At 70.5% G+C, this 25,668-nt stretch carries 24 protein-coding genes and 2 pseudogenes; 13 read left to right on the forward strand and 13 right to left on the reverse strand.

Features of this window, described 5'->3' with window-relative positions:
* Window positions 1-81 precede the first annotated feature (81 nt).
* Window positions 82-975 carry an arsenite methyltransferase gene (arsM, locus tag ACIBTS_RS23525; RefSeq protein ID WP_399321866.1) on the forward strand — a complete coding sequence of 298 codons (894 nt, stop codon included), beginning with the start codon at window positions 82-84 and terminating at the stop codon, window positions 973-975.
* A 16-nt stretch (window positions 976-991) separates the two neighbouring features.
* Here the strand turns inward: arsM and ACIBTS_RS23530 are convergent.
* Window positions 992-1,213: pseudogene (locus ACIBTS_RS23530) on the reverse strand (molybdopterin-binding protein); the annotation flags it as partial.
* A 6-nt stretch (window positions 1,214-1,219) separates the two neighbouring features.
* On the opposite strand from ACIBTS_RS23530, the pseudogene ACIBTS_RS23535 reads away from it, so the two are divergent.
* A pseudogene (locus tag ACIBTS_RS23535) lies at window positions 1,220-1,384 on the forward strand (sodium:proton antiporter); the annotation flags it as partial.
* Between the two features lie 83 nt (window positions 1,385-1,467).
* Here ACIBTS_RS23535 and ACIBTS_RS23540 read toward each other — a convergent pair.
* The 6 genes from ACIBTS_RS23540 to ACIBTS_RS23565 form a co-directional block, all read right to left on the reverse strand.
* Complete coding sequence (locus ACIBTS_RS23540) at window positions 1,468-2,040, reverse strand: TerD family protein (protein WP_319670585.1); 573 nt, start codon at window positions 2,038-2,040, stop codon at window positions 1,468-1,470.
* A 30-nt stretch (window positions 2,041-2,070) separates the two neighbouring features.
* Window positions 2,071-2,412 (reverse strand): DUF4190 domain-containing protein, encoded by a 342-nt coding sequence (locus ACIBTS_RS23545; RefSeq protein ID WP_399321868.1) that lies wholly within the window; start codon window positions 2,410-2,412, stop codon window positions 2,071-2,073.
* A 75-nt stretch (window positions 2,413-2,487) separates the two neighbouring features.
* A complete protein-coding gene (tatA, locus tag ACIBTS_RS23550; RefSeq protein ID WP_319670587.1) occupies window positions 2,488-2,715 on the reverse strand; it encodes a Sec-independent protein translocase subunit TatA in 228 nt (75 codons plus the stop codon).
* A gap of 131 nt (window positions 2,716-2,846) precedes the next feature.
* Complete coding sequence (locus ACIBTS_RS23555) at window positions 2,847-4,568, reverse strand: LCP family protein (protein WP_399321869.1); 1,722 nt, start codon at window positions 4,566-4,568, stop codon at window positions 2,847-2,849.
* Window positions 4,569-4,746: 178 nt separating this feature from the next.
* Window positions 4,747-7,404 (reverse strand): magnesium-translocating P-type ATPase, encoded by a 2,658-nt coding sequence (mgtA, locus tag ACIBTS_RS23560; protein ID WP_399321870.1) that lies wholly within the window; start codon window positions 7,402-7,404, stop codon window positions 4,747-4,749.
* On the reverse strand, window positions 7,397-7,759 hold the full coding sequence (locus tag ACIBTS_RS23565) for an ArsR/SmtB family transcription factor (RefSeq protein WP_399321872.1): 363 nt from the start codon (window positions 7,757-7,759) through the stop codon (window positions 7,397-7,399). The genes mgtA and ACIBTS_RS23565 overlap by 8 nt, the downstream gene beginning before the upstream one ends.
* Window positions 7,760-7,997: 238 nt before the next feature.
* Between ACIBTS_RS23565 and ACIBTS_RS23570 the strand changes: the two genes are divergently transcribed.
* Entirely contained in the window at window positions 7,998-8,264 is a 267-nt protein-coding gene (locus ACIBTS_RS23570; RefSeq protein WP_319670590.1) for a GlsB/YeaQ/YmgE family stress response membrane protein, read from the forward strand.
* A 154-nt stretch (window positions 8,265-8,418) separates the two neighbouring features.
* On the opposite strand, the gene ACIBTS_RS23575 is transcribed toward ACIBTS_RS23570, so the two are convergent.
* Both ACIBTS_RS23575 and ACIBTS_RS23580 read right to left on the reverse strand, forming a co-directional pair.
* Window positions 8,419-9,351: a M56 family metallopeptidase gene (locus ACIBTS_RS23575; protein WP_399321873.1), complete on the reverse strand. Its 933-nt coding sequence runs from the start codon at window positions 9,349-9,351 to the stop codon at window positions 8,419-8,421.
* A 6-nt stretch (window positions 9,352-9,357) separates the two neighbouring features.
* Complete coding sequence (locus ACIBTS_RS23580) at window positions 9,358-9,747, reverse strand: BlaI/MecI/CopY family transcriptional regulator (RefSeq protein WP_399321874.1); 390 nt, start codon at window positions 9,745-9,747, stop codon at window positions 9,358-9,360.
* 142 nt (window positions 9,748-9,889) lie between these two features.
* Between ACIBTS_RS23580 and ACIBTS_RS23585 the strand changes: the two genes are divergently transcribed.
* The 3 genes from ACIBTS_RS23585 (at window position 9,890) to ACIBTS_RS23595 (ending at window position 12,063) form a co-directional block, all read left to right on the forward strand.
* The gene (locus ACIBTS_RS23585) at window positions 9,890-10,465 is read left to right on the forward strand and encodes a TerD family protein (RefSeq protein ID WP_399321875.1); all 576 of its coding nucleotides are present in this window, start codon (window positions 9,890-9,892) and stop codon (window positions 10,463-10,465) included.
* A gap of 152 nt (window positions 10,466-10,617) precedes the next feature.
* A complete protein-coding gene (locus tag ACIBTS_RS23590) occupies window positions 10,618-11,274 on the forward strand; it encodes a hypothetical protein (RefSeq protein ID WP_399321877.1) in 657 nt (218 codons plus the stop codon).
* A gap of 72 nt (window positions 11,275-11,346) precedes the next feature.
* Window positions 11,347-12,063, forward strand: a complete 717-nt coding sequence (locus ACIBTS_RS23595; protein WP_399321879.1) for a DUF1775 domain-containing protein — start codon at window positions 11,347-11,349, stop codon at window positions 12,061-12,063.
* A gap of 82 nt (window positions 12,064-12,145) precedes the next feature.
* Here the strand turns inward: ACIBTS_RS23595 and ACIBTS_RS23600 are convergent, their stop codons facing one another.
* The gene (locus ACIBTS_RS23600) at window positions 12,146-12,505 is read right to left on the reverse strand and encodes a metalloregulator ArsR/SmtB family transcription factor (protein ID WP_079660980.1); all 360 of its coding nucleotides are present in this window, start codon (window positions 12,503-12,505) and stop codon (window positions 12,146-12,148) included.
* Window positions 12,506-12,646: 141 nt separating this feature from the next.
* Here ACIBTS_RS23600 and ACIBTS_RS23605 point away from each other — a divergent pair, with 141 nt between their 5' ends.
* Together ACIBTS_RS23605 and ACIBTS_RS23610 are read left to right on the forward strand one after the other, a co-directional pair.
* Entirely contained in the window at window positions 12,647-14,083 is a 1,437-nt protein-coding gene (locus tag ACIBTS_RS23605) for an MFS transporter (protein WP_399321880.1), read from the forward strand.
* Window positions 14,084-14,273: 190 nt separating this feature from the next.
* Complete coding sequence (locus tag ACIBTS_RS23610; RefSeq protein ID WP_399321882.1) at window positions 14,274-16,724, forward strand: non-reducing end alpha-L-arabinofuranosidase family hydrolase; 2,451 nt, start codon at window positions 14,274-14,276, stop codon at window positions 16,722-16,724.
* A gap of 254 nt (window positions 16,725-16,978) precedes the next feature.
* Here ACIBTS_RS23610 and ACIBTS_RS23615 read toward each other — a convergent pair whose 3' ends face one another.
* Window positions 16,979-17,419 carry a MarR family winged helix-turn-helix transcriptional regulator gene (locus ACIBTS_RS23615; protein WP_161243422.1) on the reverse strand — a complete coding sequence of 147 codons (441 nt, stop codon included), beginning with the start codon at window positions 17,417-17,419 and terminating at the stop codon, window positions 16,979-16,981.
* Window positions 17,420-17,492: 73 nt separating this feature from the next.
* On the opposite strand from ACIBTS_RS23615, the gene ACIBTS_RS23620 reads away from it, so the two are divergent.
* From ACIBTS_RS23620 to ACIBTS_RS23635, 4 genes are all read left to right on the forward strand, one after another.
* On the forward strand, window positions 17,493-17,867 hold the full coding sequence (locus tag ACIBTS_RS23620) for a cupin domain-containing protein (RefSeq protein ID WP_399321884.1): 375 nt from the start codon (window positions 17,493-17,495) through the stop codon (window positions 17,865-17,867).
* 358 nt (window positions 17,868-18,225) lie between these two features.
* A complete protein-coding gene (locus ACIBTS_RS23625; protein WP_399321885.1) occupies window positions 18,226-20,877 on the forward strand; it encodes an RICIN domain-containing protein in 2,652 nt (883 codons plus the stop codon).
* Window positions 20,878-21,366: 489 nt separating this feature from the next.
* Window positions 21,367-22,365 carry a DUF1259 domain-containing protein gene (locus ACIBTS_RS23630; protein WP_399321886.1) on the forward strand — a complete coding sequence of 333 codons (999 nt, stop codon included), beginning with the start codon at window positions 21,367-21,369 and terminating at the stop codon, window positions 22,363-22,365.
* On the forward strand, window positions 22,365-23,570 hold the full coding sequence (locus ACIBTS_RS23635; protein WP_399321888.1) for a cytochrome P450: 1,206 nt from the start codon (window positions 22,365-22,367) through the stop codon (window positions 23,568-23,570). Before ACIBTS_RS23630 ends, ACIBTS_RS23635 begins: the two co-directional genes overlap by 1 nt.
* A 21-nt stretch (window positions 23,571-23,591) precedes the next feature.
* Here the strand turns inward: ACIBTS_RS23635 and ACIBTS_RS23640 are convergent, their stop codons facing one another.
* Together ACIBTS_RS23640 and ACIBTS_RS23645 are read right to left on the reverse strand one after the other, a co-directional pair.
* A complete protein-coding gene (locus ACIBTS_RS23640) occupies window positions 23,592-24,359 on the reverse strand; it encodes a DUF2637 domain-containing protein (RefSeq protein ID WP_319676612.1) in 768 nt (255 codons plus the stop codon).
* Window positions 24,360-24,374: 15 nt separating this feature from the next.
* The gene (locus ACIBTS_RS23645) at window positions 24,375-24,521 is read right to left on the reverse strand and encodes a hypothetical protein (protein WP_399321891.1); all 147 of its coding nucleotides are present in this window, start codon (window positions 24,519-24,521) and stop codon (window positions 24,375-24,377) included.
* 591 nt (window positions 24,522-25,112) lie between these two features.
* Here ACIBTS_RS23645 and ACIBTS_RS23650 point away from each other — a divergent pair.
* Window positions 25,113-25,661 carry a DUF4232 domain-containing protein gene (locus ACIBTS_RS23650; RefSeq protein ID WP_319676613.1) on the forward strand — a complete coding sequence of 183 codons (549 nt, stop codon included), beginning with the start codon at window positions 25,113-25,115 and terminating at the stop codon, window positions 25,659-25,661.
* Window positions 25,662-25,668: the final 7 nt, after the last annotated feature.

The raw sequence follows: 25,668 nt of genomic DNA on the forward strand, positions 1-25,668 counted from the left end.
CCAAGACGCAAGGTTGTATCAACGAACTTCAATACAGGCCGTTCCGGGCACCGCCATGCCCGGTCACCCAGGAGTGAAGTGATGAACGAGCAGTCCACCGACCTGCGCGAAACCGTCCGCCGACGCTACGCCGCCGCAGCCGTGAAGGTCAGTGAGGGCGGCACCGCCTGTTGCGGGGCCGAGCCGGTCGAGGTCGACGAGAACTTCGGCTCCACGCTGTACGCCGCCGACGAGCGCAACATCCTGCCTGCCGAAGCGGTCGCCGCCTCCCTCGGCTGCGGCAACCCGACCGCCGTAGCGGAACTGCGCGAGGGCGAGCGCGTCCTCGACCTCGGCTCCGGTGGCGGCATCGACGTCCTGCTCTCCGCCCGCCGCGTCGGCCCGACCGGCAAGGCGTACGGGCTCGACATGACCGACGAGATGCTCGCCCTGGCCCTGGCCAACGCCGAAAAGGCGGGAGCCACCAACGTCGAGTTCCTCAAGGGCACCATCGAGGCCATACCTCTGCCCGCGAACACCATCGACGTCGTCATCTCCAACTGCGTGATCAACCTGTCCGTCGACAAACCCGCCGTCTTCGCCGAGACGTTCCGCGTCCTCAAGGCCGACGGCCGTGTCGGCGTCACCGACGTCGTCGCCGACGACACCCTCACGCCCGAGCAGCGCGCCGAACGCGGCGACTACGTGGGCTGCATCGCCGGCGCGCTGTCCTTCGCCGAATACCGGGAAGGGCTCGAAGCCGCCGGGTTCACCGGCGTCGAGATCACGCCGACCCACGCCGTCGCCGACGGGATGCACTCAGCCATCGTCCGCGCGGTCAAGCCCTCCGCCGGTGATGAGCCGGGCTCCTCGAACGCCGCGACGGGCGGGTGCTGCGGCGTCGCCGCCTGCTGCACCTCGGACGAGCAGGCCACCGATCCCGCCACGACGGTGGCGGAAGCCAAGACCGCCTCAGGGTGCGGCTGCCAGAGCTGACCAACGGGCTTACCCGCTCCGGGGCCTTGACCGCCATGTGCAGCACCAGGGGCCCGGTCACCGGCACCGCGACCGACAGACGTTCCAGCGCGTGCCGCGCCGAGCGCAGCGGCGGCCACTCGAACAGCCGTGGACACACCGTCCACAGCTTGGCGAGCAGGAGCGGAATCGCCGCGATACCGGAAGAGATGTGCAGGCCCTGGGTGAACCGGTAACCCCGCGACGGGCGACTCGGGATGTGCGGCTGGGCGAGGCGCTCGCGGAGCCGGCGAAGTTCGCGGCGCTGCTGGTCTTCGGCGCAACTCTCACCCCGGCGCTGTTCGGCGACCTGTCGATCGGCGGCCACCTCGCCGTCGTCCTGACGATCGCGCTGATCCGCCCCGCCTCGCTGCTGATCTCCCTGCCCGGAGTGATCACCGCCTCACACCTGCTGCACGAACTCCTGGGCGCGGCGGGGCGTTGAGCGCGCCCCGCCGTCGACCGCCGACGCCGTCACCGGCGGACGCCGCCCATCTCCGCGGTGAAGAGCACCGGGTCGCTGTCGAAGCCGCGGACCATCTCGTGGAACTCCCACGCTCCGGACTCGGCCCTGCTGAACTCCGCCATCGTCGCGGCGGTGAACTCCCCGAGCTGCGCGAAGTCGTCCGCCAGGAGTTGCCGGTAGCCCTCCACGACGAGCACCCCGCCGTTGGATATGTCACCGAAGGTGCGTGGGCCGCCGTCCTGGTGGATGGCCACGCCGACCACCACCCGTGCGTAGGTGGAGGCCAGCCGGTCGCACTCCAGGACCATCACCTCGACGAAGCCGAAGCCCATGCCGGTCTGGCTGTGCCGGGTCATGTTGATGGTGCCGTCCGGTGACCGGCTGTCGTAGTGGACGACGTACACCGGCCGGCCGTAGGGGTCGTCGACCGAGTAGGTCGCGGCGATGATGTCGAGATGGCGAGGCGGCTCCCCGAAGGGACTCGGGTCCCACTTGAGCCTCACTTCGACCTTGCCGAGTCCCTCGCCGGCACCGCTCACCTTGTCGCTCCCTGTCAGGTCACCGCGGGAGGTTCCCCGCATGGTCAATCTCAGGATTTTCGGCGCATCACACTAGCCGAGCAAAGCGGCCAGCCCCGCGATCAGCCCCAGGACCAGGAGGTTGACCAGGACCGCGTACAGGATGCACAGCCAGCCCACGACGATGGCCGCCAGGGACAGCCAACGACCTTCTGCTCCATGCTTTTTGGCACGGCGGCGGCCGATGTGTCCGGAGACGACGGCGACCAGCGCGCAGACGATCAGGAGGCCCAGGATCGGCGCGGAGTACGTCACCGTCAGCCATCCGCCCATGACGGACCCGCTCGCGTAGACCACGCTGCCGGCGGCGGCGTAGGCACTGACGAGGGCGGGCTTGTTCCGGCTCCGGTCAGCCGTGTGGGGTGAAGCGCTCATGTTCGGAACGATAACGGCGCGAGATCGTGTTCGAGATCGTCCGGAGCCTGGCGGGCGGCCGTGATTACGCCGGCGTCAGGGAGCTGGGCGGCTCTCGGCGGCGGGAGCCGTGGCGTCCTCGGCCGGGGTGGCGGCGCGCTGGGCGGTGCCGTCCTCCTTCATCGCCTGGGCCTCGCTCTTGAGGATGCGCATCGACTTGCCCAGCCCGCGCGCGGCGTCGGGGAGCCTCTTCGAGCCGAACACCACGAGGATCACGATCGCCACGATCAGCAGGTGCCAGGGTTCCAGTCCGTTGCGGAGCATCCCGCACACCCTTTCTCTACGCCGGACAGCGGTGCGCGCAGGCGCGCGGCACCCTCCGTCTTTCCATGGTTACTCGTATTTATTGCCAGCTTGCGCAACTGTACAACCCTGCCGTCGCGCCGGTCACCGCCTCAGGCGTCGGAGTCGGCCTTGCCCCTGGCCGCCGCGTACGCCTGAGTCGGCGTCATGGGGACGCCGTTGAGGGAGACCGTCTTGTAGGGGCTGACCTTGGCGCAGGTTTTCGCCTGGTCGGCGGTCTGGGCGTGGGCGCCTGAGACCGCGGCCTTCGTGTCGGCGGGCGCGGGCGAGGATGCGCCTCCGGGGTAGGTCGTGCCGCTCGGCCAGTCGCTGCCGACCACCAGGGTCAGGCCCGTGCCGCTGCCCTGCCTCAGGTGCGAGGAGGGCAGGCCCAGGGCTTTGGCGGCCGTCTGGGCCTCCGCGTTCTGGTCGGCGCCGTAGGTGAGAGTGGTCGTGGTCGCGGCGCTCGGGGCGTTGGCGGTGGTCGTACCGGAACCGAAGCCGGCGTCCGTGAGTGCGGTGGCGACGGTGGAGGCGCGGCCGGTGATACCGGTGCCGTTCTGGACCGTCACGGCGATCTGGGACGCGGGTACGGCCGAGGCGGTGGCCGTGGCCGTCACGCCGGCGGTCGCGGAGGCCGCTGCGGACTTGCTTCCGGAGCCGGTGGTCAGGGACTGGTCGTCCGCGATCGTGGCGAACAGGGTCTTGGCGCCCGCGCCCACCACCACCCGGTTGCTGTCGGCCGGGTCGGGGGCGGTCTGCATGGTGGTGAAGGTCATCCGCTTGGAGGGGACCTTGTTCAGGTCGGCCGCGAGCGCTATCAGCTTCTTGACGCTGCCGAGGCCGTCGTCGACGGTCAGTGCCTTGGTGGCGGCGTCGGCGAGGTCGTAGACCGCGGTGGGGTCGGTGAGCGTGCCCGCGCTCTTGAACTTGCGGATCATCGCGCTGAGGAAGATGTGCTGGGAGACGGTACGGCCGAGGTCACTGCCGTCGCCGAAGCCGTGCCGGGAGCGGACGAACTCCAGGGCCGCGACGCCCTTGAGGGTGTGGGCGCCCTTGGAGAGCTTCAGATGCGAGTAGGTGTCGTACACGTCGTCGCTGACGCACACGGAGACGCCGCCGACGGCATCGGACATCTTGACCACGCCGGAGAAGTCGAGCTTCACGAAGTGGTCGACGGGGATGCCGGTGAGCTGGTGGACGGTGGCCACCTGACAGGCCGGGCCGTACTGCAGCGCGCTGTTGATCTGGCCGTAGTAACCGGCTGTGGACCGGCCGGTCTCGCCGTCCCTGCACGACGGCACGTTGGTCATGGTGTCGCGGGGGATGCTCACCACGGTGGCGTTGGAGCGGTCGGCGGATACGTGCACCACCATCTGCACGTCCGCGTTGCTGCTGGTCTGCACCCCGGTCTTCGAGCAGCCGCCGCCCAGCTTGCAGTCCGCCTCGCTGGTACGGCCGTCCGAGCCCATGACCAGGATGTTGATCGGCGTCCGGCCGAACGCGTCGACCTTCTCCGTGCCGCCCTTGCCGTCGAGCGAGACGCTGTTGATGTTGCCGTTCAGGTGCTGGTAGAACCACCAGCCGGCGCCGGCCGTGCCCAGCACCAGGACCGCCAGGCACAGCCCGACGATCCGCAGCACGCGCCTGCCGCGCCGCACCGGGCGGTCCCGGCGCCGGGCCCGCGCACCCCCGCGTGGGCGGGATTGCGCCCGCGCCGCGGCCCGGCCGCCCGGTGGGCGTGCCCCGTCGTGTCCGGCCGTACGCTGCCCGGGCACCCTGGCGGTGCGGCTGCGCGTGGTCTGGCCGACAGGACCGTCCCAGGGGTCGCTCATCTCCCACTCCCATGAACGGTCGGGCGAAGCAAGATCACATCGATTGCGTAGTTGCGCAATCTAACAAAGCCGTGGCCTGTGCAGCAGGGGTCCTGGGGCAATTCACAGGTGAGGGATCTCATGGAACCGACACGGCGGTATTCGGCTCGGGGGGAGGGGGCGCCCGCCCGGTGCGGCCCTACCGGGCCGTCCCTCGTTCCGCGCGCCGTCGCTCGTAACGCGCCCCGGCCGCCAGGAGGCCGACGGCGTAGAGCACGAGAACGGCGGCGAGCAGCGGGTAGTACGACCCGGGAAGCACCGTCAGACCGAGCGACGGCCCGAGCGGTGAGGGCGGCAACAGCAGGCCGACGGCGGCCAGTGCCGCCGCGGCCCCGGTCACCGGGCTCGTCCCTCGCCGCTCGGCGGTGCGGCGGCCGAAGCGCAGCAGCAGCATCACCAGGGCCTGGGTGAGCAGGTTCTCGGTGAACCAGCCGGAGTGGAACACCGCCTCGTCGTCCCCCGTGCCCGGCCCGTGCAGGGCGAGCGCGAGAACGCCGAAGGTGGCCAGGTCGGCGACGGCGTTGAGCACACCGAACCCGGTGATGAAGCGGAGCAGGTCGCGTGGGCGCAGCACGGTCGGACGGCGCAGCACCGCCGGGTGGGGCCGGTCGTGGGCGAAGGCGAGCTGGGCCGCGTCGAAGCACAGGTTCTGGGTCAGCACCTGGGCCGGGAGCATCGGCAGGAACGGCAGCAGCAGGCCCGCGGAGAGCATGGCGATGACGTTGCCGAGGTTCGAGGAGAGCGTGATCCGCAGGTACGTGGCGATGTTCTGGCCGGCATGCCGGCCGGCGGCGATGGCGTGGGCGATCGCGGTGAGGTCCTTCTCGGCGAGCACCACGTCGGCGCCCTCGCGGGTGACGTCGGCGGCGCCTTGTGGGGCGATGCCCACGTCGGCGGCGCGCAGGGCGGGCAGGTCGTTGACGCCGTCGCCGAGGAAGCCCACGGTGTGCCCGGCGGACCTCAGGGCGTGGGTGATGCGGGCCTTGTGCTCCGGGGTGCAACGGGCGAAGACGGTCGTACTTCGGGCGAGTTCGACGAGTTGCGCGTCGGTGAGGCCGTCGATGCGTTCGGCGGTGAGCACGGCCTCCTCGGCGAGGGGGATGCCGAGGTCGCGGCAGGCACGGGCGGCGGTGCGCGGGTGGTCGCCGGTGAGGATCCTGACGGTGACGCCCTGGTCGGTGAGGACTTTCAACGCGTCGGCGGCGGTGGGCGCGAGTGCGTCCCGCAGGGTGATCGCGCCGCGGAAGGTGAGGCCGCGTTCGTCGGCCGGCGTGTAGGCACGGGCGCGTGCCGGGCGCTCCGCGGTGGCGACCGCCAGGACGCGCAGGCCGCCGTCGGCCTGTCGGGCGGCGAGAACGCGCAGCCGTTCGCGCTCTTCCTCGGCGAGTACGCAGCGTTCGAGGACGGCCTCGACGTCTCCCTTGACGACCAAGGTGTGCGTGCCGAGGCGACCGGGCGTACGGACGACGGCGGTGGCCAGGCGGCGGTGCGGGTCGAAGGGGACGGCCGCGACCCCGTCGTACGCCATGAGCTCGCTCTCGTCGGCCGTGTCCAGGATCGCCTCGTCGAGGGCGTCGGGGGCCGGCAGTTCGGCGAGTTGCAAGGTCCACCAGGCGTTCACGGCCGCCCAGAGCAGGACGTCGGGGTCGTCCGAGCCGTCAGGGCCGAGTGCCCGGTCGACCACCGGCCGGTCCTGGGTGAGCGTGCCGGTCTTGTCCAGACACAGCACGTCCATGGCGCCGATGTCGTGCAGCGCGGGCAACCGTTTGACGATCACTTGGTGGGTACGTGCCAGCAGCGCGACTCCGCGGGCCAGGCAGGTGGTGACGAGGACCGGCAGCATCTCCGGCGTCAGCCCGACCGCCACCGCGACGGCGAACGGCAGCGTTTCCAGCCCCCGGCCACGCAGCGCCGCGTTGGCCATGAGGACCAGCGGCGGGGTGAGCAGCATGAACCGGATCAGGATCCAGGAGATGCCGTGGACGAAACGGTCGAAGGCGCTCGTCTCCCGACCGCCGGCACCGCGGTCGTGGGCGGCGGCGAACCAGGTGCGCGCGCCGGTCGCCAGAACGATCGCGGTGGCGCTCCCGGAGGCGATACTGCTGCCCTGGAAGCAGAGCTGCGGCTGCGAGAACATGCCGTCCCCTCCCCCGCGGGGAACGTCGTCAGCGCACTTCGCGACGGGGGCCGACTCCCCCGTCAGCGCCGCCTGGTGCACCGTCAGGGCGCCGGCGCGCAGCAGCCGTACGTCCGCCGGAACGATGTCGCCCGGGCCCAGGCGCACGACGTCACCGGGAACCAACTCGTCCGCAGGGACCTCGCGGGCCTTCGGCACCGAATCCTCGTCCACGCGCCGCAGCACGGTGGCCGTGGTGGCGACCAGCTCGCGCAGCCCGGCCATGGACCTGTCCGCCCGGTACTCCCCGGACGCGCGCAGCACGCAGCTCACCACGACCAGGAGGAGGATCACCGAGGCGGTGCCCCACGCGAAGACGGCCGCCGACACCAGTCCGAGGCACCCCAGCACCGCGGTGAACGGGTCCCGCAGACTGCGGGTGAACAGCCGGGGCCAGGAGGCTTCGCGACGGGCCGCAGGCGTGTTCTCGCCGAAGCGGGCCAGGCGCTCCTCGGCCTGCGCCTCGGTCAGCCCGCGCGGACTGCTGCCGAGTCGGCTCAGCGCCTCCAGCACGGTGGGCACGCCAGGCTCCGGCGGAACCTCCGCCATGCCGGGCGCCGATACGGCCGTAGGACCAGGCACCTCGACGTGCTGCCCCGAGGCGGCGGTGGTCTCAGCCACCGGTCCGGCGCAACCGGCCTACCGGCGCGGAGCCCTGGTGCGAGCGCGCGGTCAGCTGCCCGACCATCACACGCACCACGGTGACGATGTCGGGATCATCGACGTAGTAGACCTGCCGTCGGCCCTCGCGGCGGGAGCGCACGAGCCCGGCGAGTTTCAGCTTCGCCAGATGCTGGCTGACCGCGGGCAGGGCGCCGCCGACGCGGTCGGCGAGGTGGGTGACATCGCAGTCGCCCTGGGACAGGGCCCACATGATGTGCAGCCGGGCCGACGAGGCGAGGAGACCGAACGCGGCGGCCGCCTCGGTGAGAACCTCGGTGGAGGGGTCCTCGAAGCCACCGTTCTTCTCCGCCACAGCGCTCTCCCGTCCCGCCCACATCACCATCGACGCACGTCCGCCCACCCAGTGTAGGCGTCGGCTCGGCTCCGTAGGCCGCCCGAAGACCCGGCTTCCAGTTCCCGGATTGCGCAATGTATTGAGTGAGTGACAGAACCTCAACGACTCGGGCGCAGAGACCGCCCAAGCCTCGCCACGCTCCTTCTGCCGTCTCTAGGCTTGCGCAATCAGGCAACTCGATCTGGAGGACAACGACGTGGGCATCATCGGCTGGATCATCCTCGGCCTGTTCGCCGGAGCCATCGCCAAGGTCCTGCTGCCCGGCCGCGACCCGGGCGGATTGATCGGCACCACCCTCATCGGCGTCGCCGGCGCCTTCGTCGGCGGTTGGCTCTCCGCCCACTTCCTCGACCGCCCGGTGGAGAGTCACTTCTTCGACCTCTACACCTGGGGCGCGGCCATCGGCGGCTCCCTGGTCCTGCTCATCGGCTACCGGCTGCTGTTCGGCAACTCGCGCAACTGAGCCGACGGCTGCCTCGTATCGGTCGGCGACGCCGAGGGTGTCCTTGATGCGGAGGCAGCCCAGCAGGGCACCCTCGGGGCCGCTTCTCATGGCCCTGCGGGACCGCGTCCGCGAAGCTGGCCCGGCACACCTCCCCCCGGGTGTCCCTGCCCGCTCAAAAGGGGGTAGCGGCCTGCAGGATGATGAACATGGTCACCGCGGAGTTCGCGGACGACATCGCCGAGACGGCCGTTCCCGCGGCCGCTCCCCACGCCGCCAAACCCACGGTGGTGAACACCGGCGGCCAGCTGCGGACGGCGGGAGCCGGGCCGAGCAGGGCGGTCACCCGGCGCGGTACCGGGCCCGGCGCGGCAAGGCCCGCAAGCGTGGGCACCGGGGTACCCCGGGACACCAGGGCCGCCTTGCCGATCGCTCGCGCCACCGTCCGGCGACTGCCCACGGCCCGCGCCGCCTCCTCGTCCGCCCACCGCTCCGCCGCGTACGACACGGCCGTCCGCAGCGGCCACAGGAACGGGTTGGCCCGTGCGGCGAGTTGGACGGTGAGCAGGAACCGGTGATGCCGGGCGGCGAGATGCGCGCGCTCATGGGCGAACAGCGCCCGGCGTTCGGCCGGTTCGAGGCAGTCCAGCAGGGCCGTGGTCACCAGTACCCGGCCCCGGCGGCCGCCGGGCAGCGCGTACGCGTACGGCACCTCGTCGGGCAGGACGACCACCTCGGTGCCCGGCAGCCCGGCCAGCGCCCGGTGCGCCGCACGGCGCACCCGGCCGTGCCGCCACAGCGCCGCGCCGCAGGCCGCAAGCACGACGAACAGCGCCGGGATCGCGGCCTTGCCGGCAACCTCGTCGTACGGGACCGCCGCGCGCACCTCAGGGTCCGACCAGCCGTCAGGCAGCGGATTGCCGGGCAACTGCGCCGTACCGACCACCATCACCAGCCCCAGACACACCGTGCTGCACGCCGCCATCACGGCGGCGACCCCGGTCAGCAGCCGGGCCGCGGTGCGCGGATGCAGATTCTGCTCGGCCAGGCGCGCGATCGGCCACGCCGTCAACGGCAGGACCAACGGCAGAAAGACGAACACCCCCATGAGGTCTCAGTCTTCCCCTTCGCTCCGGGAACGACCCAGCAGCTCGCGCAGGAGCCGCTCGTCGTCCGGGCCCAGGCCGGTGACGAAGCTGGCCAGCACGGCTTCCCGGTCGCTCTCCGCGTCCAGCACCTTGCGCATCCGGTGCGCCGCGAGACCGGCCTGGTCCGAGGCCGACGTCCAGGCGAAGGACCGCCCCGCCCGCTCCCGGGTCACCGCGCCCTTGGCCAGCAGCCGGGTCAGGATCGTGATCACCGTCGTATAGGCGAGGTCCCCGCCGAGGCGCTCCTGCACCCATCCCGCGGTCGCCGGCCCGTCCGCCTCACGCAGGGCCGACAGGACCAGCGCCTCCAGCTCGCCCTGCCCCCGCCGCCGGGGCCGCTGCTGGTGATCCGTCACGCCCTGTCTCCCTTCCGCTGCCGACGGTTTCCCGACGGGACATCGTATCGACGCCCAACAGCCCATTCTTTTCTACAGTGTTGTAGATTTTCAGTCGAGCCCTCTTCGGGCCCTGACCTGACATATCGAGAAGGAGTACGCAATGGGAGTTTCCCTGTCCAAGGGCGGCAACGTCTCGCTCAGCAAGGAGGCGCCCGGCCTGACCGCCGTCCTGGTCGGCCTCGGCTGGGACGTGCGCACCACCACCGGCACCGACTACGACCTCGACGCCTCCGCGCTGCTGCTCGACGCCTCCGGCAAGGTCCCGTCCGACCAGCACTTCGTCTTCTACAACAACCTCAAGAGCCCCGACGGTTCGGTCGAGCACACCGGCGACAACCTCACCGGTGAGGGCGAGGGCGACGACGAGTCGGTGAAGGTGAACCTGGCCGCCGTACCCGCCGAGATCGACAAGATCGCGTTCCCGGTGTCGATCCACGACGCCGAGAACCGCGGCCAGAGCTTCGGCCAGGTCCGCAACGCGTTCATCCGGGTCGTCAACCAGGCGAACAACCAGGAACTCGCCCGCTACGACCTGTCCGAGGACGCCTCCACCGAGACCGCGATGGTCTTCGGCGAGCTCTACCGGCACGGCGCCGAGTGGAAGTTCCGCGCGGTCGGCCAGGGTTACGCCTCCGGACTGGCCGGCATCGCCTCCGACTTCGGCGTCAACGTCTGACCCGGACGACCGCTCCGCCGGGTCCGCTGTTCGGGGGCGGGCCCGGTCGGTCCCCGTCCAGACCCCGGCCGCGACGGCGGGTTCCGGACGAGACACCTCTTTGGGGATCCGGCCCCCGGGTGAGGTGGACCATGGCCGATGATGGGCATGCCATGACCCAGCCCAGCACACTCCGCACGTCGGTGCACCGTGCGCCGTTGCCCGTTCCGCGGGCAGCCGTGTTCGCGGTGGTCGGGACGGTGCTCGGGGTGAGCGCGCATCATCTCGTCGCAGAGGGGCCCGCGCCCTGGCGGCAGAGCGGGCTCGCGGCCCTGGTGCTCTTCGGTGTCGGGCTGCTCGGTGCACGGCGACCCCGCTCCCTGGCCACGGTCGTGGCGACGTGCGGTGCGGCACAGACGGGGCTGCACGTGTGGCTCATGACCGCGCACGCGCACGGTGCTGCGGCGGCTCCGACGGCCATGTCCGGCCACCTGCACCACGACGCGCATCAGGCGTGGCACGGGCGGCTGCACGACTCGGTGACGATGACGGCGGTGCACGTGGTCGCGGCCGTGCTCGTCGCCGTCCTGCTGCACCGCGCGGACACGGTCTGCTGGTCGCCGGCGCGCGGTCTGACGACGGCCGTCGAGGCGGTACGGACGCGTCTCGCCTGGGTCCGGCTCGCGTTGGCCGGCGGCCGCCCGGTCGTGCCGTGGCCGTCGGTGCTCGTCCTGGCCTGGCTGGAGCGACCGCCCGTCGAAGAGGCGGTGCTCGCGGACGTGGTGGTACGGCGGGGTCCTCCCCGGGCTGGTCTCGTCCTCGCCCACTGACCTTGCCGAGGCGGCTCCCGCGAAGGCGAAGCAGCCGCCGCGCGCTCCCCCATGCCTGGAGACACCCACACCATGTTGAAGCACAGCGCCGTCCGCCGGCTGACCGTCCTGACCGCGGCCGGCGCCACCGCCGTCCTGCTGAGCGCCGGTCCCGCCTCCGCCCACGTCGAGGTCGAGTCCGAGAAGGCGCAGGCCCTCGCCCAGAGTGTCGAGATCGCCTTCGACGCCGAGTCCGAGTCGGACACCGCCGGCATCACCGAGATCCGTGTCGTCCTGCCCGAGGGCATCGCCCCGGCCGACGTGACGTACGGCGAAGGCCCCAAGGGCTGGGCCTTCACGGCCAACGACGACGGCTACACCGTGAAGGGCCCGGCCGTGAAGGCCGGCTCCGACGCCGAGTACTCCGTCGTCGTCAAGCAGCTGCCCGACGCGAAGGAGCTGCCGTTCAAGACGCTCCAGACGTACAGCGACGGCCGTACCGACCGCTGGATCGCGCTGGACGAAGACGGTGAGAACCCTGCCCCGGTCCTCAAGCTGAAGGCGGCAGCGGCGGGCGCGACGCCGATCGGCTCGCCCTCCCCGAGCTCCCCGGCGTCCGCGTCGCCGACGCCGAGCGCCGCGGAGACGACCGCCTCCTCCGCGTCCCCGCAGTCCGAGGCCGCCGAGGAGAAGGACGACGACGGCGGACTGTCGGGCGGGGCCTGGGCCGGCATCGTCGCGGGCATCCTCGTCGTGGCCGCCGCCGTGGTCTTCTTCGTGCGCCGCAAGGGCGGCGCCCCGGCCGAGTAGTCCGGTCCGGCGTACGGCAGGGCCCTCGCACCGTCTCCGGGTGTGAGGGCCCTCGCGCGTTCGCCCTACGTCAGCCGTGACGTCAGTCGTGCGGTGCCTTCCCGCTCACCCGGTGGTCGGCATGGCTGAGCGCCTCCAGCACCAGGCGCCGCAGATGGCCGTCGCTGAGGCGGTAGAAGATGTACCGGCCCTCCCGACGGGTGTCGACCAGCCCGGCGAGCCGCAGCTTGCCGAGGTGTTGGCTGACGGCCGTGCGCGACGCCTCGCAGCGTTCGGTGAGGGAGCCGACGTCCGACTCGCCCTGCGCGAGCAGCCACAGCAGATGCAGCCGGGTGGCGTCCGACAGCATCGCGAACACACCGGTCGCCTCGGCGAGCCGTGCGCTGTCCGGGGCACGCAGATGCACATCGGCCGCAAGTGAGATCGGCTGGCTTTCGGGCATGGGGCCAGCCTAGAGGCATCCGGCACAGGGCTGGGCAGACGTCCGGGTGTCGTCGACTTCCGGCCATCATGTGCGCAGGTGCGCACATGATGGCTACACTCGTGAGAAGCCGCCCCTCCGCCCTGTCCGGGAGCCGCCCGCATGCTCGCCGTCCTGCGCGACCGCACCTATCGCCACCTCTTCGCCGCCCAGGTCATCGCCCTGGTCGGCACCGGCCTGGCCACGGTGGCCCTCGGACTGCTCGCCTACGACATCGCCGGCGCCGACGCGGGCTCGGTGCTCGGCACCGCGCTCGCGATCAAGATGGTCGCGTACGTCGCGATCGCCCCGGCCGTCGCAGCGGTCGCCGACCGGCTGCCGCGCCGCACGCTCATGGTGACCGCCGACCTCACCCGAGCCGGGGTCGCACTGCTGCTGCCCTTCGTGGACCAGGTCTGGCAGGTGTACGTCCTGGTCTTCCTCCTCCAGTCCGCGTCGGCCGCGTTCACCCCGACCTTCCAGGCCGTCGTCCCGGACGTGCTGCCGGCGGAACGCGACTACACGCGGGCGCTGTCGATGTCCCGGCTCGCCTACGACCTGGAGAGCCTGTTCTCCCCTGCGCTGGCGGCGGCTCTGCTGTCCGTCATCACGTACAACTGGCTGTTCACGGGCACCGTGCTGGGCTTCCTCGCGTCGGCCGCGCTCGTCGTCACCGTCGTACTGCCCACGCCGGCCGCCGCCTCCGCTCCGCGCACCGGCGGCGCGTACGCCAGGGCCACGGCGGGCAGCCGGCTCTTCTTCGTGGTCCCGCAACTGCGCGCCCTGCTCGCCCTGAACCTCGCGGTCGCCGCCGCGAGCGCGATGGTGACCGTCAACTCGGTCGTCTACGTACGGGACTTCCTGGGACTGTCGGCGGGCACCGTGGCCTTGGCGCTCGGCGCGTACGGCGCGGGTTCGATGGTCGTGGCGCTCGTCCTGCCGCGGGTGCTGGACAGGGTGGCGGACCGGACGGTGATGCTGCGCGGCGCGCTGCTGCTCGGCGTCGTCTTCGCCGGGCTGGGGGCCGTCACGGCGGTGTCGGAAGGGAGTTGGCGGCTGCCCGCCCTACTGGCCCTGTGGGCCGCGTTCGGCGCCGCCTGCTCGATGGTCCTGACGCCGACCGGGCGGTTGATCCGACGCTCGGCGCCCGCCGGGGAGCGGACGGCGGCCTTCGCGGCGCAGTTCTCGCTCTCCCACGGGTGCTGGCTGCTGACCTATCCGCTGGCGGGGTGGCTCGGTGCGGCGGCCGGACTGCAGGCTGCCGTCGTCGCGCTGGGGGCGATCGCACTGGGCGCCTCCCTGCCGGCCGTACGGCTGTGGCAGAACCCCACGGTCAGGGCGGTCGGCCTCGAGCACGACCACACCGGTCTCCCGCTACTTCTTCGAGACGGCACGGGTCACGCGACCCGGGGGTCGGATCGTCTTCGACGTGATGACAGAGACCTGCCTGGACCCGGCCACGGTACGTGCCTGGGCGACGCAGGGCGGGGCGGGGCACGACTCCTACCCAGCCGCCCCACTGGGGATCAGGTTCTTGTCAGACGCCACCGGCGGACGTAACTCCGGGGAGGACACCTGCCGCGCCGATCTCCGGCTCGGACAAGAAATACCTCCCCCATCACGGCAACCCTTGCGTGCTTGGCGCCGACTGACAGGTGTCCGGGCCCAAGGCAGCGGCCCACTGCACCAGAAAGACACGTCGTTGCCAGATCAGAAACGCTCTCATCGCCGCCATCCGGCAACTCCCCGCGTGCTCGCCGCCGCCGTCGTTCTCGCAGCCGCGGCCGCTGCCGTACCGCTGGTCGCCCTGGCCGCGCGCACCCCGGAGGCCGGCACGCCGACCACGGCCGCCGACGCAGCGACCGGCAGCGGCCGCTACTTCGGCACGGCGGTCGCTGCGGGCAGGCTGGGCGACTCCACGTACTCCGCCATTCTCGACCGGGAATTCAAGATGATCACCCCGGAGAACGAGATGAAGTGGGACGCCATCGAACCCTCCCGGGGTTCGTTCACCTTCGCCGCCGCCGACTCGATCGTCAGCCACGCCTCCGCGCACGGCCAGCGCATGCGCGGCCACACCCTGGTGTGGCACTCCCAGCTGCCCGGCTGGGTCAAGTCCATCACCGACGCGGGCACCCTGCGCACGGTGATGAAGAACCACATCACCCAGGAGATGACCCACTACAAGGGCAAGATCTACGCCTGGGACGTGGTCAACGAGGCCTTCGCCGACGGCGGCAGCGGCCAGCACCGCAGCTCCGTGTTCCAGGACGTACTGGGCAACGGCTTCATCGAGGAGGCCTTCCGCACCGCCCGGAACGCCGACCCGGCGGCCAAGCTCTGCTACAACGACTACAACATCGAGAACTGGTCGGACGCCAAGACCCAGGGCGTCTACAAGATGGTCAAGGACTTCAAGTCGCGCGGCGTGCCCATCGACTGCGTCGGCTTCCAGAGCCACTTCGGCGCAGGCGGGCCGCCGGCCAGCTTCCAGACCACCCTGTCCAACTTCGCCGCGCTCGGCGTGGACGTCCAGATCACCGAGCTCGACATCGCCCAGGCGTCCGCCACCGCGTACACCGACGCCGTCAAGGCCTGCGTGAACGTCGCTCGCTGCACGGGCATCACGGTGTGGGGCATCCGCGACAGCGACTCCTGGCGCACCGGTGAGAACCCGCTGCTGTTCGACAACAGCGGTAACAAGAAGCCCGCCTACAACGCGGTGCTCACCGCCCTGGGCGGCAGCAGCGGCGGGGGCACGCCGGGCGGCGGCACGGCGAGCGGGGGCACGGCGAGCGGCGGCACGGCGAGCGGGGGCACGGCGAGCGGGGGCATCACCTCCGGCACCGTCTACACGCTCTCCAACGCAGCCGCCGGACGCGTTCTCGACGAGCCCGCGGGACACAACGGCAACGGCACCCCGCTCCAGGTGTGGGACGCCAGCGGCGCCTCCAACCAGCAGTGGCGGGCCGGCCGGAACAGCGACGGCACCTACACGCTGACCAACGTCGCCAGCGGCCGGGTACTGGACGAGCCGGCCAACCGGACGGCCAACGGGACGAGGACGACGGTCTGGGACGCCAACGGCGGCGCCCACCAGCGCTGGAAGGCCCGCCGGAACAGCGACGGCTCCTACACGCTCACCAACGTCGCCAGCGGCCGGGCGCTGGAGATCCCCGGCGGTCGGACCGCCAACGGCACTCCCGTCCAGATCTGGGACTCCAGGAACGGCGCCAACCAGCACTGGAACTTCAAGCCGACCGTGGCGCCGAAGAGCGACACGTGTGCTCTTCCGTCGACGTACCGGTGGACCTCGACGGACGCGCTGGCGCAGCCGGCGAACGGGTGGGCCTCGCTGAAGGACTTCACCACCGTGACGTACAACGGCAAGCACCTGGTCTACGGGACGAACTACTCGGGATCGGACTACGGCTCCATGGCGTTCAGCCCGTTCACGAACTGGTCGGACATGGCGTCGGCCCGCCAGACCGGCATGAGCCAAAAAGCGGTGGCGCCCACACTGTTCTACTTCGCGCCCAAGAAGATCTGGGTGCTGGCGTACCAGTGGGGTCCGTGGCCCTTCAGCTACCGCATCTCCAGCGACCCCACCAACCCCAACGGCTGGTCCGACGCGCAGCCGCTGTTCACCGGCAGCCTCCCCCGCACCGACTCCCCCACCGGCCCGATCGACCAGACCCTGATCGCCGACGACAAGAACATGTACCTGTTCTTCGCCGGTGACAACGGCAAGATCTACCGGGCGACCATGCCGATCGGGAACTTCCCGGGCAGCTTCGGCTCGTCGTACACGACGGTCATGAGCGACACGGTGAAGAACCTCTTCGAGGCGCCGCAGGTCTACAAGGTCAAGGGCCAGAACCAGTACCTCATGATCGTCGAGGCTCGGGGTGCGAACGAGCGGCGCTACTTCCGCTCGTTCACCGCCACCAGCCTGAACGGACCGTGGACCCCGCAGGCCGCCACCGAGTCCAACCCCTTCGCGGGCAAGGCCAACAGCGGCGCCACCTGGACCAACAACATCAGTCACGGTGACCTGGTCCGCGACAACCCCGACCAGACCATGACCATCGACCCCTGCAACCTGCAGTTCCTCTACCAGGGCAAGTCCCCCAACACACCGTCGACCACCCCCTACGACCGCCTGCCGTACCGACCGGGCGTCCTCACTCTGAAGCACTGACCTGCCCGGTCCACGATGATCGTGAGGGAACCCCAGCCGTACGTCGGCTGGGGTTTCCGGCCATCGTCACCGGTCAGGCGCTTCCGTGGTGCGGTCCGGAAGCCGGGACTGACACGGCAGTTGTAGATCGTGCGCACGCGGGTGGGACGTCGCCCAACGCCGGTTGGTCCCTGCAGCCGTGGTCGATGCGACACCAAGAGCATCGGCGGGCATTCGTTCACGGCCGGCGGTCTCCAGGGCGGCGGGCCATCGGCTCACCAGGCAGGGCGGATCGGTCCCGGCGGTGCAAGGAGTGTCAGGTCGGCGACGAGTTCGCTGAAGCGCGCCTGGCCCAGTACTTCTCGCCACGGTGCGACGGCAGTCCGGGCTGCCTGGTCGGCGGCGCGCGTGGCGGCCCAGCCGGTCTCGGTCAGTCCCAGGAGGCGGGCGCGGGCATCGTGCGGGTGTGGATGCCGCTCCACGTAACCCTTTCGGACCAGCTCCTCGACCAGCTGGGCGGCGGCCTGCTTGGTCACCCCCAAGTGCTCGGCCAGGTCGGCCGTGGTGGCGCCGCCTGCAGAGATGCGGGCAAAGGCGAAGCCGTGTGCGGGTCGTAGGTCCTCGAATCCCTGCTGGGACACGCTGGTGTGGATTTCCTGCACCAGCTGTCCGGAGAGTGCCAGCACGAGTGCGGAGAAGGCCAGGGCGTCGTCCATGGACTTGACTATAACTCGTCAAGCCGCTTGTCTATCTTCTAGACAAGTAACTTGTCGAGGGGAAGGCTGGAGCATGCCGTTCATCCGCAGTGACGAGGCCGTCGTACACGAGATTCACGGTGGCCGTTTCGTTTCCTACGTCCGTCCGGACACCGGCAGCCGGGACCTCGCCGCCTGGCGCGTCGAGATCCCGGCCGCAATGGCGGGGCCGACCCACACGATCAGCGACGAGGAGACCTTCTACGTCCTCTCCGGGTGCCTCCGACTCACCATCGACGGTGAGAGCGCCGAACTCCACGCAGGTGACGCGGCAGTGGCACCTGCAGGCTCCGAACTGGCGGTCGCCAACACCACCGACCAGCCCGCCCACATGTGGGTCACCACACGTGTGGGGCTCATCGCCAAACTGGCTGACGGCAACGTCATCACACCGCCCTGGGCTCACTAGTGTGCTGGTGACCGCGTAGAACGAATCAGGTTCGCCGGGTTCTTCAGGCCGCGGTGGCGAGGGGGCGCCCGCCCCGGCGGATGCCCTTCTCGCTGCGGATTCGGGCGCGTTCCTTGCGCGTGCTGCGGGGCGACGGCGAAGGAGACTTCGAAGCCAGGTGGACTCCTGGATCAACGAGTCGTGTCCGAGGGCACGGACGGCGACCTCCTCGAGACCTGTACCGCACGGTGACCGGAAAAAAGTTCTCGGCTCATGGCAACCCTCTGCGGGGCCTGTGCCCACAAGGAGTCGGATCCAGCCGTTCCGGAGCCTGGATCTGCCACCTCTGGTGAATGGCACGCAAGGAGAACACCTCCCCATGACCGACCCCACGAACGGCGGGCGCCGCGGGCGCCATCGCCGTCGCTGGACCGCCACCGCCGTACTGCTCGGTGCGCCCCTCGCCGTTGTGCCGTATGTCCTGTTCACGCAGGAGGACTCGCAGGCCGCGACGGTCGACGGCAACGCCTACTACCGGCTGGTCTCCGTGCGCAGCGGCAAGGTGCTGGACGTCAACGGCTTCTCCACCGCCGACGGCACCCGTATCCAGCAGTGGACCGACCAGAACACCGCCAACCAGCAGTGGAAGCTGAAGTCCACCGGGGACGGCTACTACGAGCTGGTGAACCGCAACAGCGGCAAGGTGCTGGGCGTAGCAGGCAATTCCACCGCTCAGAGGGCCGCCGTCGAGCAGCAGACCGACAGCTCCGCCGCCTCCCAGGAGTGGCAGCTCAAGGAGGTGAGCGGTTCCGACGCCGTCACCTTCACCTCCCGCAGGAGCGGCCAGGTCCTGGACGTCCTCGGAGGCTCCACGGCCCAGGGTGCCGCGGTCGTCCAGTATCCGAGCACGGGCGGCAGCAACCAGCAGTGGAAGCTGGTGAAGACGGGCGGGACCCGGGCGTCCGGGGCCGGCGAGGCGCAGGCCACGGCCGCGGCCGGACCGTATGTGTGGAAGAACGCCCAGGTGGTGGGCGGCGGCTACGTCACCGGTCTGGTGTTCAACCAGAAGGAGAAGGGCCTGCTGTACGCGCGCACCGACATGGGCGGCGCCTACCGCTGGGACACCGCGGCCGAGCAGTGGATCCCGCTGACCGACTGGATCGGCGAGAAGGACTGGAACCTGCTGGGCATCGATGCGGTGGCCACCGACCCCGTCGACCCGGGCCGGCTCTACCTCGGGGCGGGTACCTACACCAACGAGTGGGGGAGCAACGGCGCGATCCTGCGCTCCACGGACCGGGGCCGCACCTTCCAGCGCACCAATCTGCCCTTCAAGGTGGGCGGCAACGAGGACGGCCGCGGGGCGGGCGAGCGGCTCGTGATCGACCCGGCCGACCACAGCAACCTGCTGCTGGGCAGCCGCAAGAACGGCCTGTGGCGCAGCACCGACTACGGCGTGACATGGCGGCAGGTCTCCTCGTTCCCGGTCAAGGACGGGGCGAGCAGCGGCGCGGGCATCTCCTTCGTGACGTACGGCCCGGCCGGCAGCAAGACGATCTACGTCGGCGTCGGCGACAGGTCCACCTCCCTGTACCGCTCCACCGACGGCGGCAACACCTGGCAGGCCGTCTCCGGGCAGCCCACCGGCCAGATGCCGCAGCACGGCGTGCTCTCCGGTGACGGCTCGCTGTACCTGACGTACACCAACGCCCTCGGACCCAACGGCGTGACGGGGGGCTCGGTGTGGAAGTACACGCCGGCCCGCGGGGCGTGGCAGAACATCTCCCCGTCCAGTGGCAGCTACGGGTTCTCCGGTCTGGCCGTCGACCCGCGCAAGCCGTCCACGGTGATGGTCACCACCCTCGGCCGCTGGTACCCCCAGGACGAGGTCTACCGCAGCACCGACGGCGGTACGAGCTGGAAGGCACTGGCCGACAGGTCGGTGCGCAGCGCCTCCGCCGCTCCCTACGTCGGCACCCACACCGGGCACTGGATGACCGCCCTGGCCATCGATCCCTTCGACTCCGGGCACGTGCTGTACGGCACCGGCAACGGCATCCTGCGCAGCAAGGACGCCAACGCCTCCGACAGCGGCGGTACCAGCCACTGGAGCATGGGCGCCCGCGGGCTGGAGGAGACCGCGCTGATCGACGCGATCGCTCCTCCCGGCGGCGCCGCCGTCATCACCTCCATGGGCGACCAGGGCGGCTTCCGGCACGACGACCTGACCAAGGTGCCCTCCGGGCGGCTGAAGAACCCGATGATGACCAACAGCACCGACATCGACTTCGCCCAGTCCAAGCCCTCGACGATGGTCCGCGTCGGCCGTGGCGGCGCGCAGGACGGCGCCTACTCCACCGACGGCGGCAGCAGCTGGAACGGCTTCAAGGCAGAGCCGGTGGCCGGTGCCCAGGACGGTCATGTCGCCCTCGCGGCGGACGGCTCCACCATCGTCTGGACCGAGGCCGGTCAGGCTCCGTACCGCTCGACCGACATGGGGGCGAGCTGGTCGAGGGTCGGTGGCCTGGGCAACGACGCCGTGGTCGTCGCCGACCGCTCCTCGGCCGGGACCTTCTACTCCCTGTCCGGCGGCACGCTCTACGCCAGCACCGACGGCGGGCGCAGCTTCACCGCCCGCGCCGGCAACCTGCCCGCCGGCCGGCTCACGGCCGTCCCCGGCATCGCCGGGGACCTGTGGATCGCCGGCAGTGGCAAGGGGCTGCTGCACTCCACCGACGGCGGCCGCAGCTTCACCACGCTCAAGACGGTGCAGTCCGCCTCCGCCCTCGGCTTCGGCAAGGCCAAGCCGGGCACCGGCTACCAGGCGCTGTACCTGATCGGCTCCGTCAAGGACGTCACCGGAGTCTTCCGCTCCACCGACAAGGGCGCCACCTGGCTCCGCGTCAACGACGACGCCCACCAGTGGGGCGCCATCGGCGGCGTCGGCGTCGTCACCGGCGACCCCGACGTCTACGGCCGCGTCTACGTCGGCACCAACGGACGCGGCCTCCAGTACGGCGACCCGTCCTGACCTACCTCCACCCCGACCGGGGCCGCAGGCACAACGGCCTGCGGCCCCGCCTGGCCGTCCACCGGCCGGCGCGATCACGGAGGTCCGTCCCGTCCAGGAGCCGTCCGATGGTCCTGAGGTTTTGGAGGGCCTGCGAGTTCGGTGCGCGGCCGGCGCCGGCAGGTCTCTCGTGGCCATCGACGAAGCCCGGCCGTCGGTTAGGTCCCGGACGAGTCTCCGGGGCGCCCCCGCACAGGCCGGGGATGCAGCCATCTCCTTCAGAGCTGGAACCCCCGGACAGAGCTGGAACCCCCGGAAGCCGACCGCGCGCTTGGGAGCCTAGGGCCTGACATCGAGGCGGTCGTGATCAGTACGCCCGGGTGACGCCCAGGTGCTGCAGGGCCGCCGTCCAAAGGCGGTGGCCGGTTAGGCCACCTGGCGGGTTGTGACTGTGCCGGTCAGCGGTCCACGGGGTCTTGCGTGCTTGCATCGCGCCAGGAGGCATACGACATGGATGACGAGCGACAGCAGGACCCCCGTCCCCGACTCACCGCGTCCCGGCGGCGTGTGCTGGCCGCGGCCGCCCTCGCGCCCACCCTCACCGGGGCGCCTGCCGAGGCCCGCGCCCTGTCCGCCGGGCCGAAGCCCCGCGCCCTGGTCGGACCAGTGATGACCAAGCTGGCGGACTGGGCGGACGTGCGCGGGGCTCTCGGCCGGCCCGGTGACATGAAGCGGTTCATGTACCACACGGCCTTTCCGCGCCTGGACCTCACGGTCTTCTCCCAAGGCATCCGGATCGACCCCGCGCTCGCCCTGGGCACACACGTGTCCTTCGTCCGGTACGCGGACCACAGCACGCTTCTGATGGGCGACGCGGTCGTCACCGAGGGCGAACTGCAGTGCTTCAGTGATGTGTTGCAGCAGCACGGGATCGCGCAGACCGCCATCCACAAGCATCTGCTCGCCCACCGGCCGGCCGTCTGGTGGGTTCATCTGCACGCCCACGGCCACGATCCGGTCGCCGTCGCCCGCGGGCTGCGCGCCGCGTTCGACCGCACCGGCACCCCGCCCGCCGAACCCGCCGTCTCCTCGCCGCCCGTCGACCTGGACACCGCCGCGATCGACGCCGCCATGGGCGTCAAGGGCATCGCCGACGGCAAGATCTACAAGTCCACCTATGTGCGCCGAGAGACCATCGCCGACGGCCCGGTGATCCTGCCGCCGGGTCTGGGCGCCACCACCTCCGTCAACTTCCAGCCGCTCGGCGGCGGAAGGGCCGCCATCAGCGGTGACCTGGTCATGATCGCCAAGGAGGTCCAGCCCGTCCTCGTGGCGCTGCGGCGCGGTGGCGTCGAACTCGTCGAAGTGCACCACCACAACCTCACCGACGAACCGCGCCTGTTCTTCGTCCACTACTGGGCCGTCGGCGACGCCGTCAGGTTCGCCAAGGCCATTCGCCGGGCCGTGGACACCACCGACGTCGTACCGATGCCCGGAGGAGCCTCCTGATGACCGCGGACGACGAGACGGTCTTCTGCCCGTTCGACTTCAGCGAAGCACTGGAGTTCGACCCCGCGCTCGCGGACCTGATGCGGCGCGACGCTCCCGCACGTATCCGGCTTCCCTACGGTGACGGGGACGCCTGGCTGGTCACCGGCTTCGACGCGGTCAAGCGGGTGACCACCGACCACCGCCTCAGCCGGGCCGCCATCATGGGCCACGACTACCCGCGGCTGACCCCCGAGCCCATCGTCTCGGCCGAATCGATCAACGTGATGGACCCGCCGCACAGCAGCCGCGTCCGCCGGCTGGCCTCGCAGGCCTTCACCCAGCAGCAGGTCGACGGGATGCGGGGCCGGATCACCCGGCTCGCGGACGCCCTGCTGGACGAGATGGAGCAGGAGGGCTCGCCGGCGAACCTGGTCCAGCACCTCTCCGACCCGCTTCCGCAGCACACCATCCTGGACCTCCTCGGCGTCGAACGCGCGGAATGGCCCCGGATGCAGGAGTCCGTGCGCCGGCTGCTCGTCGTCGGCGCGGACAGCAAGGAGGCCGCGGCGAGCGCCAAGGCCGATCTGACGGCGTACTTCGCCAAGCTCGTCGAGCAGCGCCGGAACTCACCCGGTGAGGACCTCATCAGCGCGATGGCCGCGGCGCGGGACGGCGACGACCAGCTCGACGACAGGGAACTGGCGGTCATGGCGCTGACGCTGACGCTCAGCGGCCAGGACACGGCGACATGCCAGATCAGCGACATCGCGTACCTGCTCCTGACGCGTCCCGAGCTGATGGAGCACCTCAGGCGCCGGCCGGAGACCCTGACCGACGTGCTGCAGGAGATGCTCCGCCACATCCCGTTCCGCAAGGGGGTCGGGATCCCCCGGGTGGCGCTCGAGGACTTCGAGCTGGACGGCGTACGGATCCGGGCGGGCGACTTCGTCCACGTGTCGTACCTGACGGCGAACCGTGACCCGGAGCGCTTCGCGGACTCGCACGTCCTCGACCCCGAGCGGCCGTACCAGCCGCACATGACCTTCGGCTGGGGCGGACACCGGTGCATCGCGGTGCCGTTGGCCATGGCGGAGCTGGAAGTGGCGGTCGGGCGACTTCTGGAGCGCTTCCCCGGGCTGCGGCTTGCGGTGCCGCCGGAGGAAGTGCGGTGGGACACGGAGACGATCCGGCGGTTTCCGCTGGAGTTGCCGGTGGCTTGGTAGGCGACGACCGCATCCCGTCCGCTACTGGCGGTGGCGGCGGGATGCCTGCCGTGGTGGCAGAGTCAAGGTGATCTGTCGGATGAGCTGCTGAAAGCAGGCCAGGGACGCGAGGGCGGGCAGGGCGGCTCCGGCGATACCGGTGAAGGTCCGGTCGGCCTGAGCTACGCAGAGCATGATGGCGACGGAGGAAAACAGCACGACGATGAACCATGAGTGCAGGGCTCGGCGCCGATGCAAGGCAGTGCGGAGGATGGAGAGGGACGCCACCATCCAGGGGCCGTAGACGAGAACAGGCCATTGATGGATCATCCCGCTCTTCGAACCGGACGAAATGTTCTGCAGAGGCGCGTATGCCGCCATACCGCCGAATACGCTGACCATCGCCACGATGACGGCGACGAATGCGACGATCACGAAACTGCCGGTCTGCAACCACTTGAGCCGGAGTTTTCCGGCTCGTGTCTTCCGATGCCCGACAGCTGAGCGTCGGATGGGCGGAAGCTGGGCGGTGATCTGCGCCAGGTTCTCCATCGGGCCGGTGAACTGGGCGCCGGCCGGGGGCTCGCTGTGCGGCGGCGGCACTCCGGCCGGCTGCTCCGCCGGGGCTGCCTCCTGCAGGAGATAGGCGAGTTCCTCGACCGGGTCCCAGCCCGAGACGGCGGGTCCCAGGGGAACCCCTGTGTCAAGGGGATCGACAGGACTGCCGTGCCAGTCGGCATCCGACCCGTACAGGGTGGCGTCGGGATGCCATTCACGTACAAAGGAGGGGTCCATATAGTCGTGATTCATGGAAACCCCCTCCCGTCACGCACAGTCCGCGTGACAGCCGGACTTTTCCTGGTCGTTCCACCGCTGGTTGAGTTCCTTCTGAGCTGCCTCCAGAAGTGCGAGGAAGTCGCGCAGCAGGGATTCGGTGACCTGGGGTTCGATCCGCGTTCGGTCCTCGCGCAAGACGCCACACGGCTCAAGCACAGAGCGTGACGGACCGGTCACGTAAGTGTATTTCCCCACTTTCACCTCCCCGGTCGCAGGCAGTTTGCTCTTCCCCGTGTCGCGCTGAGGCAAGCCATAGGGCCTAGCTTTCGTCATATCCCGCTAACGCTGCGCCCCCTCCTCCAGATGCGCGGCAAATGAGTGACACCGGTGTGGGGGAAATGTTGGGGAGAGCGTTTATTAATTAATGCCATTTACGCCCCACCCCGCACGTTATGAGTCGAGTAGTTTTTCTTCTCAAATCCTCTTGAACAATGCACCAAGTCGCCCTCCGGCGGCCGCCCGCGCCGGTCCCCCGTTCCGTCCGGCGTCCCGGGCAGGACGCGTTTCCCCAGGTCAGAGGCGATTTTTTCGTTCCAGCGTCCCGAAACTCGCGATGGAATGGCGGACGGGACGGATCGTGGCACAGGCTTGGGCCATCCAAGCAGGGCGCCTCGCCGGACACGGTGCTCGTCCCTGCTCAACTCCGGCTTCGCAGACGGCAGTTCGCATCTCGCAGCTCGCAGCCGGAAGATCACCTTCCTTCCTTACAGAGAAAGCAGTCCAGCCATGCGTATCGCCAACCGTTTCGCCTCCCGTGCGGCCGCCTCCTCCATGGTCGTCGCCGCCGCCCTCGCGGTCGTCGGATTCCAGGCCGCCGGGCAGGCCGCCTCCGCCGCCACCACGAAGGCGTCCTCCGTCGTCACCTGCACCACGGCGAACACCGCGCTGACCGTCACCGAGGCGGCCCGTCCGATCAACCACCTGCTGCTCAAGGCCACCAACACCGGCGCCAAGCCCTGCTACGCCTACAGCGCGCCGCTCCTGCGGGCCGGCGCCGACGCGCAGGCTCCGCTGCCGTGGGCCGACGAGACCATTCCGCAGTCCGTGCTGGTGCTCGAGCCCGGTCAGTCCGCCTACGCCGGCATCACGACGTCCTCCCCCGACGGCGAAGGCGGCGCCACCGAGAAGACGCTGGGCGTGTTCTTCGTCGACAGGAACGGCAGCTCGGTCAACAAGGAGAAGACCCTGAAGCTGCCCAACGGCGGCGTCTTCTTCAACAGCGCCGCCACCGTCACCTACTGGCAGGACAACGCGGCGGACGCCCTGTCCTGGTAGCGGCGGA

This window comes from Streptomyces sp. NPDC050121 (assembly GCF_044460385.1).
In the GTDB taxonomy this organism is placed as follows: Bacteria; Actinomycetota; Actinomycetes; order Streptomycetales; family Streptomycetaceae; genus Streptomyces; species Streptomyces soliscabiei.

Coding starts and splice junctions, on each gene's coding strand:
- ACIBTS_RS23585 (WP_399321875.1), top strand. CDS start 9,890: ATGGGAGTTTCCCTGTCCAAGGGCGGCAACGTCTCGCTCAGCAAGGAG.
- ACIBTS_RS23540 (WP_319670585.1), bottom strand. CDS start 2,040: ATGCGGGGAACCTCCCGCGGTGACCTGACAGGGAGCGACAAGGTGAGC.
- ACIBTS_RS23590 (WP_399321877.1), top strand. CDS start 10,618: ATGACCCAGCCCAGCACACTCCGCACGTCGGTGCACCGTGCGCCGTTG.
- ACIBTS_RS23545 (WP_399321868.1), bottom strand. CDS start 2,412: ATGAGCGCTTCACCCCACACGGCTGACCGGAGCCGGAACAAGCCCGCC.
- ACIBTS_RS23600 (WP_079660980.1), bottom strand. CDS start 12,505: ATGCCCGAAAGCCAGCCGATCTCACTTGCGGCCGATGTGCATCTGCGT.
- ACIBTS_RS23635 (WP_399321888.1), top strand. CDS start 22,365: ATGACCGCGGACGACGAGACGGTCTTCTGCCCGTTCGACTTCAGCGAA.
- arsM (WP_399321866.1), top strand. CDS start 82: ATGAACGAGCAGTCCACCGACCTGCGCGAAACCGTCCGCCGACGCTAC.
- ACIBTS_RS23605 (WP_399321880.1), top strand. CDS start 12,647: ATGCTCGCCGTCCTGCGCGACCGCACCTATCGCCACCTCTTCGCCGCC.
- ACIBTS_RS23625 (WP_399321885.1), top strand. CDS start 18,226: ATGACCGACCCCACGAACGGCGGGCGCCGCGGGCGCCATCGCCGTCGC.
- ACIBTS_RS23620 (WP_399321884.1), top strand. CDS start 17,493: ATGCCGTTCATCCGCAGTGACGAGGCCGTCGTACACGAGATTCACGGT.
- ACIBTS_RS23640 (WP_319676612.1), bottom strand. CDS start 24,359: ATGAATCACGACTATATGGACCCCTCCTTTGTACGTGAATGGCATCCC.
- ACIBTS_RS23595 (WP_399321879.1), top strand. CDS start 11,347: ATGTTGAAGCACAGCGCCGTCCGCCGGCTGACCGTCCTGACCGCGGCC.
- ACIBTS_RS23555 (WP_399321869.1), bottom strand. CDS start 4,568: ATGAGCGACCCCTGGGACGGTCCTGTCGGCCAGACCACGCGCAGCCGC.
- ACIBTS_RS23650 (WP_319676613.1), top strand. CDS start 25,113: ATGCGTATCGCCAACCGTTTCGCCTCCCGTGCGGCCGCCTCCTCCATG.
- ACIBTS_RS23615 (WP_161243422.1), bottom strand. CDS start 17,419: ATGGACGACGCCCTGGCCTTCTCCGCACTCGTGCTGGCACTCTCCGGA.
- ACIBTS_RS23630 (WP_399321886.1), top strand. CDS start 21,367: ATGGATGACGAGCGACAGCAGGACCCCCGTCCCCGACTCACCGCGTCC.
- ACIBTS_RS23575 (WP_399321873.1), bottom strand. CDS start 9,351: ATGGGGGTGTTCGTCTTTCTGCCGTTGGTCCTGCCGTTGACGGCGTGG.
- tatA (WP_319670587.1), bottom strand. CDS start 2,715: ATGCTCCGCAACGGACTGGAACCCTGGCACCTGCTGATCGTGGCGATC.